The organism is Microbacterium testaceum (assembly GCF_001476655.1).
GTDB classification, from domain to species: domain Bacteria; phylum Actinomycetota; class Actinomycetes; order Actinomycetales; family Microbacteriaceae; genus Microbacterium; species Microbacterium testaceum_C.
The window spans coordinates 11,371-27,743 of the sequence record NZ_LDRT01000079.1 but is presented as its reverse complement, the minus strand read 5'-3'; the positions used below and the strand labels follow the sequence as shown (position 1 = coordinate 27,743).

Here is a 16,373-nt window from a genome sequence, read left to right as displayed (position 1 = left end):
CCGTGGCTCACGTCCTCATCACCGGCGGCGCAGGCTTCATCGGAAGCCGCCTGGCGTCGCGGCTCGCTGCTGCCGGTCATCGGGTCCGGGTGCTCGACGCGCTCCTCGCCCAGGTGCACGGCTCGGATCCCGACACGACCTCGCCGTTGCTGCGCGCCGTCGCGGGCGTGGCCGAGGTGCACCGCGGGACGGTGACGTCGGTGGACGACCTGCGTGCGGCCCTCGTCGACGTCGAGATCGTGATCCATCTCGCCGCCGAGACCGGCACCGGCCAGTCGATGTACGAGATCGACCGCTACGTCGAAGCCAACATCGGCGGCACGGCGAAGCTCATGGATCTGCTGACCAACGAGCCTCACTCGGTGCGACGCATGGTCGTCGCCTCCTCGCGATCGATCTACGGCGAGGGCGCGTACCGCACCGGCGCCGGCACCGTCGTCTACCCGCCGCACCGGACCGATGCCGCGATGGCGAGCGGTGACTTCGCCGTCCGCGGCGACGACGGCGAAGAGCTCGAGCTGATCCCCACGTCCGAGGACGCGGTGCTGCACCCCTCGTCGGTGTACGGGATCACCAAGCAGGTGCAGGAATCGTTGATCATGACGGTCGCTCCGACCATCGGCGTCGAAGCCGTGTCCCTGCGCTATCAGAACGTGTACGGGCCGGGGCAATCGCTGACCAACCCGTACACCGGGATCCTTTCGATCTTCTCCACCCTCATCCGCCAGGGGCAGGGCATCGATATCTTCGAGGACGGACAGGAGAGCCGCGACTTCGTCTACATCGACGATGTGGTCGAGGCCACGTTCCTGGCCGCCACGATCCCCGAAGCGGCGGGTGGGGTCTTCAACGTCGGGTCGGGCACCGCGACGACCGTCCTCGACGTGGTCGAGGCGCTGTCCGCCGCCTTCGGCGTCCCTGTGCAGACCTCGATCACGGGCCGCTACCGACTCGGCGACATCCGCCACAACGTCGCGGACACCCGCCGCCTGAGTTCGGTGCTCGGCTTCCACCCCGAGGTCCCCTTCGCCGAGGGGGTGCGGCGCTTCGTCGAGTGGGTCGTCGACGAGCCCGTGGGCGGCGACACCTACCGTCAGTCCCTCGAAGAGATGGCTGCTCGGCGGCTGCTGAAGTAGCCCCGTCGGCTGGCCGCCGCTCGGCTCGCGCGCCTCTTCTCCCGCCGGGTGTCCGGGCCGTCACGTTCGGGGCCGTGCCGCGAACTGTGACACGATGAAGGCGTGAAGGGCATCATTCTCGCCGGTGGTTCGGGCACACGACTGCATCCGATCACGCTCGGCGTCTCGAAGCAGCTGATTCCGGTCTACGACAAGCCGATGGTGTACTACCCGCTGTCGACGCTCATGCTCGCGGGCATCCGCGACGTGCTGATCATCACGACCCCGCACGACGCGCCGTTCTTCGAACGGCTCCTCGGCGACGGGTCGCAGTTCGGCATCAACCTGTCCTTCGCGCAGCAGCCGTCGCCCGACGGCCTCGCCCAGGCGTTCACGATCGGGGCGGATTTCATCGGCGACGACAAGGTCGCCCTCGTCCTCGGCGACAACCTCCTGTACGGCCCCGGACTGGGTACGCAGCTCAAGCGCTTCACCGACGTCGACGGCGCCGCCGTGTTCGCCTACTGGGTCGGGGAGCCGACCGCGTACGGCGTGGTGGAGTTCGACGCCGACGGCCGCGCGGTCTCCCTCGAAGAGAAGCCCACCCACCCGAAGAGCAACTACGCGGTGCCCGGCCTGTACTTCTACGACAACGACGTGGTCGAGATCGCCCGCGGGCTCGAGCCCTCCCCTCGCGGCGAGTACGAGATCACCGACATCAACCGCGCGTACCTCGAGGCCGGCAAGCTCCAGGTCGAGGTCCTCCCGCGCGGGACCGCGTGGCTCGACACCGGCACTTTCGACCAGATGACCGACGCCGCCGACTACGTGCGCACGATCGAGCGTCGCACCGGCTTGCGCATCGGGGTCCCCGAAGAGGTGGGCTGGCGGCAGGGCTTCCTGTCCGACGAGGCGTTGCGCGAACGCGCGAAGACTCTCGTGAAGTCCGGCTACGGCGCATACCTCCTCGAAATCCTGGAAAGAGGCCACTGATGGCACGCCTTCTCGTCACCGGCGGCGCCGGCTTCATCGGTTCCAACTTCGTCCATCACGTCATCGCGCACACGGATCACACCGTGACGGTGCTCGACAAGCTCACCTATGCCGGCAATCGCGCTTCGCTGGCCGGGCTCCCCGAGGACCGCGTGCGGCTGGTCGTGGGCGACATCGCGGATGCCGCGGTCGTCGATCCTCTCGTCGCCGAGGCCGACGCCGTGGTGCACTATGCCGCCGAGTCGCACAACGACAACTCCCTCCACGACCCGCGGCCGTTCCTCGACACGAACATCATCGGCACGTACACGCTGCTCGAGGCCGCGCGCCGCCACGACGTGCGTTTCCACCACATCTCCACCGACGAGGTGTACGGCGACCTCGAGCTCGACGACCCGGCACGCTTCACGGAGAGCACCCCGTACAACCCGTCCTCGCCGTATTCGTCGACCAAGGCCGGGTCCGACCTCCTCGTCCGCGCGTGGGTGCGATCCTTCGGGGTCCGCGCGACGATCAGCAACTGCTCGAACAACTACGGGCCGTACCAGCACGTCGAGAAGTTCATCCCGCGCCAGATCACCAACGTGCTCCGCGGCATCCGTCCCAAGCTTTACGGCACGGGCGAGAACGTCCGGGATTGGATCCACGCCGACGACCACTCGTCGGCCGTCCTCACGATCCTCGACAAGGGCGAGATCGGTCAGACCTACCTGATCGGCGCCGACGGCGAGAAGGACAACAAGACGGTCGTCGAGTTGATCCTGCAGTTGAGCGGCCAGCCCACCGACGCCTACGACCTGGTCACCGACCGACCCGGCCACGACCTGCGATACGCCATCGACTCCACGAAGCTCCGCACCGAGCTCGGGTGGGTGCCGACCTACGGCGACTTCGAGTCGGGCCTCGCCGCGACGATGGACTGGTACCGCGACAACGAGTCCTGGTGGGCACCCACCAAGGACGGCGTAGAAGCCTTCTACGCCAGCAAGGGGCAGTGACGCGGTGACCATCGAGTTCGGTAAAGCCCTCTCGGCCCGGACGACCCCCATCCCGGGGCTGGTCCTCCTCGATCTCCCTGTGCACGGCGACACCCGGGGATGGTTCAAGGAGAACTGGCAGCGCGAGAAGATGCTCGCTGCGGGGATCGATCTGCCGGACTTCGGTCCGGTGCAGAACAACATCTCGTTCAACGATGCGGTCGGCACCACCCGTGGCATCCATGCCGAGCCCTGGGACAAGTACGTCTCGGTCGCGACGGGCCGGATCTTCGGGGCCTGGGTCGACCTGCGCGAGGGCGACACCTTCGGGGCGGTCTTCACCGCCGAACTCGACGCGTCGACGGCGATCTTCGTGCCGCGCGGCGTCGGCAACTCGTACCAGACGCTCGAGCCCGACACCGCGTACACGTACCTCGTCAACGACCACTGGTCGCCGGACGCGACGTACACCTTCCTCAATCTCGCCGATGAGACGGCGTCGATCGCCTGGCCCATCCCGCTCGATTCGGTCGAGATCAGTGCGAAGGACCTCCAGCATCCGCGACTGGCCGAGGTCGTGCCGATGCCTCCTGCAAAGATCCTCGTCACGGGAGCAGACGGCCAGCTCGGGCGTGCGTTGCGCGCAGAATTCGGCGATCACCCGTGGATCGAGTACGCCTCCCGCGCGGATCTCGACCTCTCGTCTGCCGACCTGGGTGCCGCGCGCCGGTGGCGCGACTACCGCACCATCATCAACGCCGCCGCTTACACGAAGGTCGACGCCGCGGAGACGCCGGAGGGTCGTGTCGAGGCGTGGAGCGCCAATGTCACCGCGGTCGCCGCGCTGAGCCGCGTGGCCACCGCCCACGGCATCACCCTCGTCCACATCTCGAGCGACTACGTGTTCGACGGCACGAAGGACGCGCCCTACACCGCATCCGATCCCCTCTCCCCCCTCGGCGTCTACGCGCAGACGAAGGCGGCCGGTGACGCGATCGTGTCCGTGGTGCCGCGGCACTACATCATCCGTACCAGCTGGGTGATCGGCGAGGGGAACAACTTCGTCCGCACGATGGTCGACCTCGCCGAGCGCGGGATCGATCCGCGAGTGGTCAACGACCAGATCGGTCGACTGACGTTCGCCTCCGACGTCGCCGCGAGCATCCGCCACCTCGTGGAGTCCGGCGCCCCGTACGGCGTGCACAACGTCACGAGCGTCGGCGAGCCGGCAGCATGGCACGAGGTCGCCCGCGAGGTGTTCCGCCTGACGGGGCACGATCCGGACCGCGTCACGGGCGTCACGACAGAGGAGTATCACGCCTCGTCGACCGTTCGGATCTCGCCGCGACCGCGCAACAGCGTGCTCGAGACGACCGTGCTCGACATCACGTGGCAGGAACGCCTGCAGCAGTACCTCGCTTCGACCCGGGGGTGATCCTCGGCTGTCGAGCCGCTCCGGTCTCGCCTCCGGCGGCTCTCAGGTAGGCGCACGGTAGGATCGAAGGCGATGTCACGCGCAAATGAAGAGGCTACGCTTCGCCTGCAGCGGCTCGCGGCGACCCCGCTGAAGCCGGTCGGCGCCGTCAGCGGCTCCGGGGCGTGGTGGGGAGCGATCCGAGCGATCTTCTCCCACCGCGAAATGCTGGGCCTCCTCGTCCGCCGCGACCTGAAGGCCCGGTACAAGGATTCGACCCTCGGCTTCTTCTGGTCGCTCATCCGCCCGCTGATCCAGCTGGCGGTGTATTTCGTCGTCATGGGTCAGTTCCTCGGTGCGGCCAAGAGCATCCCCGATTTCGCGGTCTACGTTTTCGCGGGACTGTCCGCGATCGGTCTGTTCACCGAGATCGTCGTCGGCGGAACAGGTTCGGTGCTCACCAACGCCGGGCTGGTCAAGAAGGTCTACCTTCCGCGCGAGGTGTTCCCTCTCTCGAGCGTGGGTTCCGCGCTGTTCAACTTCTGCATCCAGCTCATCGTCCTGATCGGTGCGACGTTCCTCGTCGCGAAGCCGCCGTTCCATCTTCAGCTGGTCTATGCGGTCCCGTCCGTGATGCTGATCGTGATCTACGGCACCGCGTTCGCCCTGCTGTTCAGCGCCGTCAACGTGTACCTGCGCGACGTCCAGTACCTCGTCGAGGTCATCACGATGCTGCTGTTCTGGGCCAGCCCGATCGTCTATTCGTGGCAGATGGCCAAGACGTTGATCCCGTCGCCGACCGTGCTCGAGGTGTACACGAACAATCCGCTCACTCTCGCCGTTCTCGGCTTCCAGCGCGCATTCTGGGTCGCCGGCGACACCGCGGAATGGCCCGCCGACCTTCTCTTGCGCATGGGCATCGCCGGCGTCGTCGGCGTCGTGCTGCTGCTCGTCTGCCACCGCGTCTTCATCCGCCTGCAGGGCAACTTCGCCCAGGAGCTGTGACCCCCATGCCCACTCCCCCCGTCTCACACCCGGAGAACGCTCCTCGACCCGAGGTGGCCCGCATCCGCGGCGTCTCGAAGAAGTTCACGATCCGCAAAGACTCCTCGATCAAAGAGCGCGTCGTCACCCTGGGTCGCGCCGGGCGCCGTCACAAGAAGGAGTTCTGGGCGCTGCGCGACGTCGACCTCGACATCTACGCCGGCGAGACGATCGGCCTGATCGGTCACAACGGCTCCGGTAAGAGCACGCTGCTCAAGGTGATCGGCGGCATCGTCGACCCGACCTCGGGAACCGTCGAAGAGCGCGGCCGCCTCGCGGCGCTGCTCGAGCTGGGCGCGGGCTTCCACCCCGATCTCACGGGCCGAGAGAACGTCTTCCTCAATGCGTCGGTCCTCGGGCTCAGCCGCGAAGAGACCGAGGCGCAGTTCGACGACATCGTCGCTTTCGCCTCGATCGGCGACTTCATCGACACGCAGGTGAAGTTCTACTCCTCGGGCATGTACGTGCGGCTCGCGTTCGCGGTGGCGGTGCACACCGATCCCGACGTCCTCTTGGTGGACGAGGTGCTCGCGGTCGGTGACGAGGCGTTCCAACGCAAGTGCATGGACCGTATCCGCGACTTCCAGAAAGAGGGGCGCACGATCATCCTCGTGACGCACTCGCTCGACCAGGTGGTCGAGCTGTGCGGGCGCGCGGTGCTCCTGCACCAGGGAGAGGTGCTCTTCGACGGTGCGCCGTCCACGGCGGTCGCCCGCTTCCGCGACTTGCTCGAAGAACGACGGGTGGCCGAGCGCGACGCCGCTGACCCGGGTGCACCACGTCCCCAGGGTTCGGTCGACAGCGTGCGCGCCGTCGTCGTCGGACGCGGCCCCGGTGAGCCTCTCCAGCCCGGCGACGACCTCGAGATCCAGCTGACGCTCTCGTCCACGCATCTCGACAAGTGGGGATGCCGCGTCCAGATCGACGATCACATGGGCCACAAGATGTTCGTCACCGGCACCGACTGGCTGAAGACACCGGTCGACCCGATGACCGGGTCGGCGGATGTCTCGTTCGTCCTGAAGGATCCGCCCCTCGCGGGCGGCAAGTACTTCATCAACGCGACGCTGATCGACGCTCATGGAAACGACCTGCACAACATCATGCAGGCGACCTCGTTCAACGTCGAGTTCGACCCCCGTGCCACGGGCTACATGCGCATCGATGTGGAGGGCTCGGCGACCTCAGGGCGCTGAGCGCGGGATTCTCCGTCCCGGCCCGCACGGCTCGACGGGCCCCTCACGGAGCGGCGCGGATGCCGTCGGTGGCCGCACGCGGTGTCGCGGCCGGGCGGGTCATCCATGCCCGCAGGCCGCCGTACGACGGGACGCGCTCGCGCGGGGTGGCGTCAGTCTCGCCGCGCGAACGGCGACCGAGCCATCAGCTCGGTGATCGTCGCCGCGTCCCCCCAGATGCCGGGTGAGTCGTAGGGGCGATCGGGGAAGGCTCCGTACTCCAACGCGATGTCGAGCTCGTTCTCGCTGATGAACCGCTCGACGCGGTTCGCGAGCGACTCCGGCTCGCCGGATGCGACGTTCACGATGCCGGTCAGGCCCTCCGCCGTGGCCGCAACGGCGATCTGACGGCCGAGCTCGGCGACGTCGATGAAGTCGTAGAGGGTTCGCCCCGTCGTGAAGGGGAAGACTGTCTCGCCCCGATCCGCGGCTTCCAGAAGCTTCGCGAAGATCGACCGGTTACGGCGGTCATCCCCGAGGATGTAGTAGGCGCGGAGCCACACGAACTCCGCACGGTTCCCGATGGTGAGGGTCGCAGAGCGCCGCAGGGCGTCTTTCGCGATGCCGTACAGGGTCACGGGGTTCGTGGGCGTCTCCGCCGTGACAGCGCCCTCCCAGTAGCCGATCTCGTGCATCGACCCGAGGGCCGCAATCCGGGACACTCCGGCCTCGACGAGAGCGGCCAGGAAACGATAGTGATCCGACAGCCGTTCGAGGTGCGACGGGGCGTTGTGTACGAAACCGTCCTGCCAGGCCAGATGGATGACCGCGGCGATCCGCTTCACGGGCGCCACCGCGGAGATGTCGAACGACGAGTCGAGCACATCGGCCTCGACGACGCGTGCTTCCGCGGCGAGGTCGCCGTCGCGTCGCTGACGAACGACCGCGACGGCCTCGTAACCCAACTCCGCCACCGCGCGGGTGACGTGCCGGCCCACGTAGCCACCGGCACCGGTGATGACGACGATCTTGTTCACGACGACCTCCTGGGCTTTACCGTACGACGCCGATGACGACGAGAGCCGTCGTCGCGATCAGCAAGAGCACGAGGGGAACGAAGCGGGCCCGCACCAACAGACCCGCGCCGCCCCCGCTCGGTGCCACGGGATCGACTCCTCGGATACGCGCCAGCCATCGTGGCATCCAGTTCTTCAGATCCAACGCGGGCTTCTCGATCAGCATGTAGCTGAGGTAGGCGTAGACGTGCACGACCACGATCACCACGAGCAGATAGCCGAAGGCTCCCACCCGCTCGGGGAGCCCGTACTCGGCGGCGAGGAACATGACGGGCCAACCGGCGATGTAGATGCCGTAAGAGAGGTCGGCATGGCGGTCCCAGCGCGACAGCGCGGTCACCCGGGTGCCGAACCAGATCAGTCCGTAAGCGAACGCGTACTGGCCGAAGAGGAACCACCCTCCGCGCCACCAGCACAGCGCAGCGATGACCAGCATCGCGATACCGAGTCGGTCGTCGAACGGGACCTTCTCGATGTAGAGCTGCACCAAAGTGCCGAAGGCGAAAGGGGCCACGAGTTGCAGGACCTGCGGGTTGGAGAACGTCTGGACGACAGAACCGAGATCGCCGATGTGCAGCGCCTGGAAGGTGCTGAGCAAGAGGAGTCCCCCCGCCACGAGCGCACCGACGATTCGCGCGCGCAGCGCCCCGATGATTCCCAGGGCGAGGATGCCGAGATAGCACGCGAACTCGTACATCAGGGTCCAGGCGGAGCCGTTCCACGTGTTGTAACCGACCTGGACCGCGTGCGTGCTCCCCCCGGTACCCGCGATCGCCCACTGGTTCAAGACCAGGGTGAAGTTGTTCGCAACGTAGTCCCACGGGGAGTTGTCCGGGAACGAGAGGAAACCCTGGAAGGTGCCCTGGGAGTGGTGCCAGGCAAGAGGAGCCAGAAGGAACGCCGTCACGACCAGGATGAGGAACCACGCAGGATAGATGCGCGCGACGCGGTGCCAGAGGTATCGGAACGGGGAGCGCGAACGGACCATGCTCCGTGTGATGAGCATTCCGGAGAGGAAGAAGAAGCCCGTGACCGCAACGCCACCGAGCGAGGTCTCGGCTCCCCATTGCGCGCCGATGTCGACGCCGCCGAAGATACCCGCGACGGGTCCCGCGTGGCTGAAGATGACCATGAAGGCCATCGCCCACCGGAGGAACCCGATGGAGTTGTGACGCGGATCGAACGCCTCTCCCAGACTGCGCACCGCGATCACACGCCGAGGGGATAGCCGAATTCCTCGGCACCCTCCCACGTCGCGGCCGGAATGTTCGTGTAGATGGGCTCCGCGCCGGAGAAGAAGTTGCGGATGGAGGCGAGCACGTCGAGGGAGTCGGTGTCGATCTCGACCGTGAAGCCGTTCCAGTGCGCCATGCACATCTCGTACGCCTGCGATCGAATGGTCACGGTGACGACGCTGGGGTCTTGATCGTCCCAGTCGATCGTCGGATCGATGACCGCGTATCCGCCCCGCACGGCGGCGGCGAGGATCAACGCCGCGACCGCGCGGACCTGGGCCTTCTCGAGCACGCCCGAACGCAGGAACCCGTCGACGCTCCATCGGAACATCGGGGACCGGTGGTTGACGATGTGCTGGTTGCTCCAGTCCGCGATGTCACTCTGCGAGATCACCCCGGCCGCGAGCGTCGACCCACGGCCCGCGTGGTACACGAACGCCCCCTGGGCGAGAAGGTGCTGGTATCCGGCGCTCGTCGCTCGCGCGGACCAGTCCGACTCTTCGCCGTACCCGCGGCCGAAGACCGGATCCATCAGCCCCACCGTGGGAAGGACCGACACGGGGACGATCATGGCGAACGAGATCCCCGCGGGGATCTCCAACGCCTCGGATGCGAACTCGTCGGAGAGCGCCTCGCCGATGAGATCGGCGACCTCGGGCGTCTCGACGTACAGCTCCGTGCCGTTGGGGAGAGAGTACGGATCGACGTTGGTGGACCACGCGGTCACCGAGGCGGCCGCGGGGGACGCCGACACCACGTCGAGAAGCACTCGCACCGAGTTACGCGAATAGATGACGTCGGAGTTGGAGATGATCACGTAGTCGTACCCGAGCCGCTGCGCGGTAGCGAGGCCGAGGTTGACGTTGCGCGGAATACCCTGGTTGCGAGGAGAGCGGTAGAACACGGCACCGAACTCGGTGGCGAGTTCGGCGAGGTACTCGCTGAAACCCGGCTCGGGGCTGCAGTCGTCGAGGACGAGCACGTCGAGCTCGAAACCGTCGCGATCGAGGTGCGCGATCGACTCGAAGGTGCGGCGCGCGAAGTCCCGACCGTTGTAGAAGGTGACGGCGAGCAGGACCCGGGGCGTCGCCGCGGTCACTGCCCCATCATCCTTCGCGCCCGGCGCGCCACGACGTAGAGGGCGTGGTTCTTGCGAAACACGTGCTCCATCTTGCGACGGGGGTCGAGGAGCTGCTTCAGGGACACGATCTCCAGCTGCAGCTTGGTGATCTGTTCCTCGCGTTCGAGCAGACCACGGGTCAACTCGATCACGCGCCGATTGGCGATCTCGGCGTCCTGAAGGGCACGCTCGAGCGACACCGCATCAACGGCCTCGGAGGTCAGCTCCTGGTTCTTCCCCATCGCCAACACCTCTTTCTGATTCTCTGGGCACAACCCCGGAGCGGCACGGGGCCACGGTGAGGGGTGTGCTGACTCGGTGGCCGGGAACACTTGCGGTGGGCCTGCCGGACAACGGCGGTGGAGGGGAGAAGCTCCGTCTTCCACATCGCGTCGTAGATTAGCATCCCCACGTAAGCGCACCCTGGCGCTGACGTCGCCGCCGGACAGACTTCACCCGGCGACCGAGACCGTACCCCGTTCGAAGTTCTGCGTGACCTTGCCGCCGCTCTTCGCCGCCGGGGCGAGAGGAAGACCGTAGCGACCCGTCACGCCTCCCGCGGCATCCCACGTCGCGAAGACGGGCGGCGCGATCGCCAGGGCCCCCGCGGACTGACGCCAGATGATGGTCCCGCGTTCGAAGGGCAGTCGGCAGTACGAGCCGAAGCAGGACTCCGCTCGGGTCGGAAGACCGAGCGTTCCCGCCGGGCCGCCGGCGTTCATCCACACATCGCGGTACGCGCCGTAGACGGGCAGGATGCCCGCCGAAGGCGACCCGGTCAGGGTTCCCCCTTGGAAGGCCTGGTAGCAGGTGACGGGAAGACAGACCATCGCGGCCGTCGGGGCGCCCAGACGGCCGTTCTCGGATCCCGCGGCCTGCCACGGAGCCAGGAACCAGCCGGACACGATCACTGCTCGCGAACCGGGCGTCCACACGACCACGCCGTTCTGGAACACCTGCGAGCAGCTGCGACCGTTGCACGACTCGTCGCTCAGCGGTCGTCCCAGCTGCCCCGTGGCTCCGCCGGCGCGATTCCACAGGCTCTGGTACTCCCCTGCCACGGCGACGAGGGCACCCGAGGGTGCGGTGGTGAGCACGCCGGTCTGGAAGGCCTGGGTGCAGATGCTCGCGGAGCACGACGGGGCCGAGCGCGGTCCGCCCAAGCGGCCGTCTCCCGCGCCTTGCGCCTGCCAGGCTGCGAGATACCGCCCGGTCACGGCGACCGCACCGTACTTCGGGGTCCAGCCGATGACGCCCTTCTCGAAGGTCTGCGCGCAGTTGACGCCGTTGCAGGACTCGGAGCTGGTCGGAAGCCCGAGCGACCCCCCGGCACCGCCCGTCTTCGACCAGAGATCGCGGTAGGCGCCGTACACGGCCACCACACCACCGGACGGAGAACCCGAAAGAGTGCCACCGGAGAACCGCTGGTAGCAGGTGGCAGGGATGCAGGACATGTCGGCGAGAGGTCGACCGAGACGCCCCTTCTCGAATCCGGCGGCCGACCAGGCGTCGAAGAACCACTTCATCGTGATGAAGGTCCCCTTCGACGAGGTGTCGATCCGGGCGGAGCCGAAGCGCTGGCTGCAGGCGCCGGAGGAATCGCAGGCCTGCGGACCCGCAGGGCCGCCGACACCGGCGGGGCCGCCCGCGCGGAGGTACTTGGTCGCGATGGGCTCCGGCACGACCTGAGCACTGGCGCGACCCGATGAGGCGATGAGTCCGCCTCCGAAACGCTGGGTGCATCCGGCCGATACGCACGACGCGTCGCTGAGGGGGAAGCCGAGTGACCCGCCACTGGCTCCGGCCTGGACCCAGGCGCTGAAGAGCGGCTCGACCACCGCCGTCGCGGAACCGCCCGAGAAGAGGGCGCCGTGGGCGAACATCTGCGCGCACTGCGACCCGTTGGAGCACACCTCCGGACCTCGCGCGGCCCCCAGGCCGATTCCCCCGGACGACGACCAGACGTTCTCGACGTGTCTGCCGACCAGGTTGCCGCCGGTCGGATCGGCGGCCATGACACCGCCGTCGAAGGATTGCGTGCAGGTCATGTCGCTCTGGCACACCACGACACCGGTCGGCTTACCGACCGCGCCGTCGATGAAGCCCAGGTTGCGCCACATCGACTCGATGACCGTGGGCACGCCGAAGACTCCCCGGCCCGGGAACCAGAAGATGGTGCCGTTGCGGAACGACTGCTGGCAGTAGGTGCCGAAGCACTGCTCGGTGGACGTGGGCGAGCCGAGCAGACCGCCGGCACCGCCCAGCGAGGCCCAGACGCGCGCATACTCGCCGGAGACGGGAGACGCCGTCGGGCTGCCGAACCAGTCCGTGTAGAGACGCCAGAAGTTGCGGTTTCCGTACGCCGAGCAGAAGTCACCGGTGCCGTAGAGGTTGTCGAGCGCCGCCTGGTTGGGCGTGTACGGCGTGTAGATGTACAGCGCGCGCGTGGCGTCGTTCTTGATGTTCACGCGCTTCGTGCCGCAGACCCTGTCGTTGTCGGGCGGGGTCGCCTGGTAGAGGATGTTGTTCCACCCCAGCTGGTAGCTGTACCAGCGCGGGTTCTTCACGTAGATCTGGAACTGCCGTGCGGCACCGTACACCTGGTAGAAGAATCCGGCGAAATTCGGGTCGCACGCTGCGCCGTCAGGACATCCCTGGCCGAGCGCCGCGCGGTACTGATAGGGCGAGGGGGCGGGATCGGTGATCAGCGCCTGCTCCTTCTGGAGCATGACGAGGATCACCTTCGGGCTGATGCCGCACGCCTGCGACACGGCGGCGATCAGCTGGGCGGCGCTCATCGTGCCCCCGCCGAACGCCCGGCAGTACGAATCCGCGCCGAGCGACGGCGTCGATTGGGCGACGTAGTCCTTCAGGCACGGCATCCCCTCGTCTCCCCGGCACGACGTGACCTTGCCGTTGAGGAAGTTCTGGATGTCGGATGCCGTCAGGGAGCCGGCGTCGAAGAAGTTGTCGTCCGAGATCAGAAAGCCGTCTTGGAAGTCGCTCGCGTTCGCCGCCGTCGCCGCCGGGGCCACGGCGGGCGCAAGCACCGGCAGGATCCCGAGCACCAACGCGAAAGAGGCCAGCGCCGCCAGCACCCAGGAGAACCGCGCGCGGGCGGGGGCGAAGGTCACGGCTGGGAGACCGTGACGGCCTCGGACGCCGCCGACGTCCCGGCGGAGCGATACTCGAGCACCAGCTTCCACTCCCCCGCGGGCGCCGGGATGTCGATGATGCCGCAGTTCACGGCCGCGGGCGTGGCCACCGCATCGATGGATCCGGTCAAGATCGCACCGCTCGCCGACGTCGCGGTCAGCGTGCACACACCGCCTTCTTCGATGGGTCCGGAGACGAGACCGGACGCCGAGATGTTCTGACCGTCTGCCCCGTAGTTGACGATCGTGACCAGCGCCGGCCCCGAACTGGTCGCCACGGGTTCAGGCTGCACCTCGTCCGTCGCCTCGGGCGAGGGGGTCGCGGAGGGCGACGGGGATGCCGAGGCGGTGGGCGCGGGCTCGACGGTCGGGGTCGCGGTGGTGGACGCGCCGGGGCGCGACGCGCACGCGGTCAGCGTCGCGACGAGGGCGACCGCCACGAGGGCGCCCTGCAGGACGCGCGTGCGGTGCCGGGCACGCCCGGAGATCCTCGGCGATCGGCCGGAACGTTCATTCACCCCTCCAGTATCACTGTTAACAGGGAAAATGCCCCCCGGACACGGATTTTTCCTCGGGGAAGGCGCCCGGTCAGCGCGCGGGAGCCATCACCGGGTGCGTGCGCCGCCACTCGTCGGCCTCATCCCCGAAGAGGGTGCGGACGTCCGTCCCGGGTTGCCAGACCATCAAGCCCCGCTGGAACGGCACCTGGCAGAACGAACCGGAGCAGACCTCGGGCCCGGTGAGCAGACCGAGCTGTCCATCTGGACCGCCCCAGCCGATCCACCTCGACACGTACGCCGACGAAAGCGAGAGGATGCCGGACGTCGACGAGGTCAGCGTGCCCTTCCGGAAGACCTGGTAGCACGCGGCGGACTGGCATTTCATGGCGTCCGAGGGCAGGCCCAGGGAACCGGTGGCGCCCCCGCGCGCCATCCACGCGGGATAGAACCACTTCTTCGCCACGGGGTAGACGCCGCTGTTCGGCACCCAGACGATGACTCCCCCGACGAACGACGCCTGGCAGTACGTTCCGAAACAGGACTCGCCTCCGGCCACGAGCCCGAGATCACCGTCGGGTCCGCCCCAGGCGGTCCAGGTCGAGACGTACGCCGAGGAGAGCCGGACGATCTGGCGACCGTCAGACGTCAGGACGCCGCCGGTGAATTGCTGCCAGCACGCCGAGGACTGGCATCGCATCCCCTCGGTGGGCGTTCCGATCGACCCGGTGATCCCACCGAGCTCTTTCCACTTCGCCTGGAACCAGGGGTGCACGGGCACGGCGGTGACCCCCTGCCCCGGCACCCAGGTGATGACCCCTCCGGTGAAGGGCGTCGCGCAAGAGGTCCCGAAGCACGACTCGGGTCCTGCGACCAGACCGAGGGCGCCGTCCGGGCCGCCGTTGGCCAACCACGTGGTCACGTAGGCGGTGGACAGCATCACGATCTGGGTACCGTCCGAGGTCAGCACGCCCCCGGCGAACTCCTGCCAGCACGCGGAGGACTGGCAGACCATGGGGGCGATCGGCTTGCCGAGCGGGCCGGAGGCGCCGCCCAGTTCTTTGTACTTGGCCTGGAACCACGGATGGACTCCGTCGGGGCTGGTCCCGCACGCGGGTGCCTTGTCACCGGTGCGGACGGTCACGGTCGCCGACGTGGGGCGACCGGCACCGTCCATCGACATGTCGTCGACGGACAGCCAGATGTCGCAGGTCGTCCCCTCCGACGATGAGAACCAATCGCCCTTCACGAGCGCATACCCGTCGCCGTCATCCTGCGCGCTCGCCACCGCGTACGACGTCGTGCCGGCGGACTGCTGTTGGGTGATGCGAACCCCGTAGTCCCGGGTGCACACCCACGTGATCTCGCACTCCCGGCCGCGGGCGTAGTACGCGCCGCTCTCGAAGGAGCCACGGCCGTTGCGGAGGTCGAGGTAGTAGTCCCACCCGTTGGAATCACGCACCTTGATCGCGAGAGTGCCGTTCGCTGAGGAGGCGGGACGAAGGGTCACGGAGGTCGAGGCATCCTGCTCGACCGTCACGAGACTGCCCTCCGGGTATCCGCCGAGCGCGTCGCGGTGCGCCGCATTGAACAACGGGGAGTCGTAGTCGCCGTCCACGACGATCCCCATCGGGTCGTAGACGTCGGCGTACTCCGCGAAGCCGCACCCCTCGTTCCCTTCCCAGTGCTTCTGCAGCGGGAGACAGGCGTAGTTGTTCGCGTGCCGGAGGCTCAGGTTGTGGCCGAACTCGTGGAGGAAAGCCTGGCGCTGCCCCCGGCCCAGATCGAGCAGAGCGATGTTGCCCCCGTACGAGAGGCCACCGCCGACGTTCGCGATCCCGACGGAGCCTTGCCAGGCATCCGCGCACTCGGCCGGGAACACCACGAGGAGGTGGCGTCCTCCGCTGTTCTCGTAGCTCGCCGCGTTTCGTCCGGGTGAGATGGCCCGGGCCGCCTCGTTCCAGACGGTCAGGTCGCCGGACGAGCCTGCGAGGTCGAGCTGGCACGTCCCTGCCGTGGTGATCTCGGCGCGCGCTCCGAGAGCGAGAGAGGCCACCCGACTGTTGCTGGCCTGGCGCAGGTGATCCGAGGCGTACGAGATCCACGAGGTGACGGTGTCCACCGACGCGGAGGGACGGGCGTCGTACGCGGGTCGGCCATCGGCGGCGGGCATGCGCACGGTCACCAGCACGACGTCCACGGTGTGGGCCAGCCCGGGCGCCGCCTCCTCGATCGGCGAGACCACGGAGAGCTCGCCGTCGGCGATCTCGACCTTGTCTCCGGCGACGGCTCCGATCTCCTGGACGGCGTCCGCACCGACGGCGGTGGTGTCGCCGGACTCGCCCCGCACGAAGAACGTCGACCCGGTCGAACCCGGCAGGTCGGAGAGCTCCACGAGCTCGCCGATCGCGGAAGCGTCCGTCGCCGTCGGCGCCGCCTTCACCGGCGCGGATTCGTTCGGAAGCGGTTCGAGGGCGACCGCCCCCGTCGCGCTGGTCAGCGACATCACAACGACGGCGAGGGCTGCGATACCCGTGGAAACCCGAGAGGTCATGCGGTCAACGTAGCGGTA

13 protein-coding genes are annotated in these 16,373 nt (G+C 67.8%); 6 read left to right on the top strand and 7 right to left on the bottom strand.

What is annotated here, in order from left to right; all coding sequences use genetic code 11:
* Nucleotides 1–2 precede the first annotated feature (2 nt).
* The 6 genes from NS220_RS11955 to NS220_RS11930 all read left to right on the top strand — a co-directional run bounded on the left by NS220_RS11955 (nucleotide 3) and on the right by NS220_RS11930 (nucleotide 6,739).
* Complete coding sequence (locus NS220_RS11955) at nucleotides 3–1,136, top strand: NAD-dependent epimerase/dehydratase family protein (RefSeq protein ID WP_058624278.1); 1,134 nt, start codon at nucleotides 3–5, stop codon at nucleotides 1,134–1,136.
* A 102-nt stretch (nucleotides 1,137–1,238) separates the two neighbouring features.
* Complete coding sequence (gene rfbA / locus NS220_RS11950; protein WP_058624277.1) at nucleotides 1,239–2,108, top strand: glucose-1-phosphate thymidylyltransferase RfbA; 870 nt, start codon at nucleotides 1,239–1,241, stop codon at nucleotides 2,106–2,108.
* The gene (gene rfbB, locus NS220_RS11945) at nucleotides 2,108–3,106 is read left to right on the top strand and encodes a dTDP-glucose 4,6-dehydratase (RefSeq protein WP_058624276.1); all 999 of its coding nucleotides are present in this window, start codon (nucleotides 2,108–2,110) and stop codon (nucleotides 3,104–3,106) included. The genes rfbA and rfbB overlap by 1 nt, the downstream gene beginning before the upstream one ends.
* Nucleotides 3,107–3,110: 4 nt before the next feature.
* Nucleotides 3,111–4,520 (top strand): sugar nucleotide-binding protein, encoded by a 1,410-nt coding sequence (locus tag NS220_RS11940; protein WP_058624275.1) that lies wholly within the window; start codon nucleotides 3,111–3,113, stop codon nucleotides 4,518–4,520.
* Between the two features lie 72 nt (nucleotides 4,521–4,592).
* Complete coding sequence (locus tag NS220_RS11935) at nucleotides 4,593–5,504, top strand: ABC transporter permease (RefSeq protein ID WP_058624274.1); 912 nt, start codon at nucleotides 4,593–4,595, stop codon at nucleotides 5,502–5,504.
* A gap of 5 nt (nucleotides 5,505–5,509) precedes the next feature.
* Nucleotides 5,510–6,739, top strand: a complete 1,230-nt coding sequence (locus NS220_RS11930; RefSeq protein WP_058624273.1) for an ABC transporter ATP-binding protein — start codon at nucleotides 5,510–5,512, stop codon at nucleotides 6,737–6,739.
* Between the two features lie 152 nt (nucleotides 6,740–6,891).
* Here the strand turns inward: NS220_RS11930 and NS220_RS11925 are convergent, their stop codons facing one another.
* The 7 genes from NS220_RS11925 to NS220_RS11895 all read right to left on the bottom strand — a co-directional run bounded on the left by NS220_RS11925 (nucleotide 6,892) and on the right by NS220_RS11895 (nucleotide 16,355).
* Complete coding sequence (locus NS220_RS11925; protein ID WP_058624272.1) at nucleotides 6,892–7,755, bottom strand: NAD-dependent epimerase/dehydratase family protein; 864 nt, start codon at nucleotides 7,753–7,755, stop codon at nucleotides 6,892–6,894.
* Nucleotides 7,756–7,771: 16 nt separating this feature from the next.
* The gene (locus tag NS220_RS11920) at nucleotides 7,772–9,007 is read right to left on the bottom strand and encodes an acyltransferase family protein (protein ID WP_058624271.1); all 1,236 of its coding nucleotides are present in this window, start codon (nucleotides 9,005–9,007) and stop codon (nucleotides 7,772–7,774) included.
* Nucleotides 9,004–10,128, bottom strand: a complete 1,125-nt coding sequence (locus tag NS220_RS11915) for a glycosyltransferase family 2 protein (protein ID WP_058624270.1) — start codon at nucleotides 10,126–10,128, stop codon at nucleotides 9,004–9,006. Before NS220_RS11915 ends, NS220_RS11920 begins: the two co-directional genes overlap by 4 nt.
* On the bottom strand, nucleotides 10,125–10,391 hold the full coding sequence (locus NS220_RS11910; RefSeq protein WP_058624269.1) for a hypothetical protein: 267 nt from the start codon (nucleotides 10,389–10,391) through the stop codon (nucleotides 10,125–10,127). The genes NS220_RS11915 and NS220_RS11910 overlap by 4 nt, the downstream gene beginning before the upstream one ends.
* A gap of 210 nt (nucleotides 10,392–10,601) precedes the next feature.
* The gene (locus NS220_RS11905; protein WP_058624268.1) at nucleotides 10,602–13,283 is read right to left on the bottom strand and encodes a hypothetical protein; all 2,682 of its coding nucleotides are present in this window, start codon (nucleotides 13,281–13,283) and stop codon (nucleotides 10,602–10,604) included.
* A complete protein-coding gene (locus tag NS220_RS11900; protein WP_058624267.1) occupies nucleotides 13,280–13,822 on the bottom strand; it encodes a hypothetical protein in 543 nt (180 codons plus the stop codon). The genes NS220_RS11905 and NS220_RS11900 overlap by 4 nt, the downstream gene beginning before the upstream one ends.
* A 70-nt stretch (nucleotides 13,823–13,892) precedes the next feature.
* A complete protein-coding gene (locus NS220_RS11895; RefSeq protein WP_153004268.1) occupies nucleotides 13,893–16,355 on the bottom strand; it encodes an LGFP repeat-containing protein in 2,463 nt (820 codons plus the stop codon).
* Nucleotides 16,356–16,373: the final 18 nt, after the last annotated feature.

What these genes read in the sequence shown, in the direction of transcription:
- NS220_RS11930 (WP_058624273.1), top strand. Translation starts at nt 5,510, where the DNA reads ATGCCCACTCCCCCCGTCTCACACCCGGAGAACGCTCCTCGACCCGAG.
- NS220_RS11910 (WP_058624269.1), bottom strand. Translation starts at nt 10,391, where the DNA reads ATGGGGAAGAACCAGGAGCTGACCTCCGAGGCCGTTGATGCGGTGTCG.
- NS220_RS11895 (WP_153004268.1), bottom strand. Translation starts at nt 16,355, where the DNA reads ATGACCTCTCGGGTTTCCACGGGTATCGCAGCCCTCGCCGTCGTTGTG.
- NS220_RS11935 (WP_058624274.1), top strand. Translation starts at nt 4,593, where the DNA reads ATGTCACGCGCAAATGAAGAGGCTACGCTTCGCCTGCAGCGGCTCGCG.
- rfbB (WP_058624276.1), top strand. Translation starts at nt 2,108, where the DNA reads ATGGCACGCCTTCTCGTCACCGGCGGCGCCGGCTTCATCGGTTCCAAC.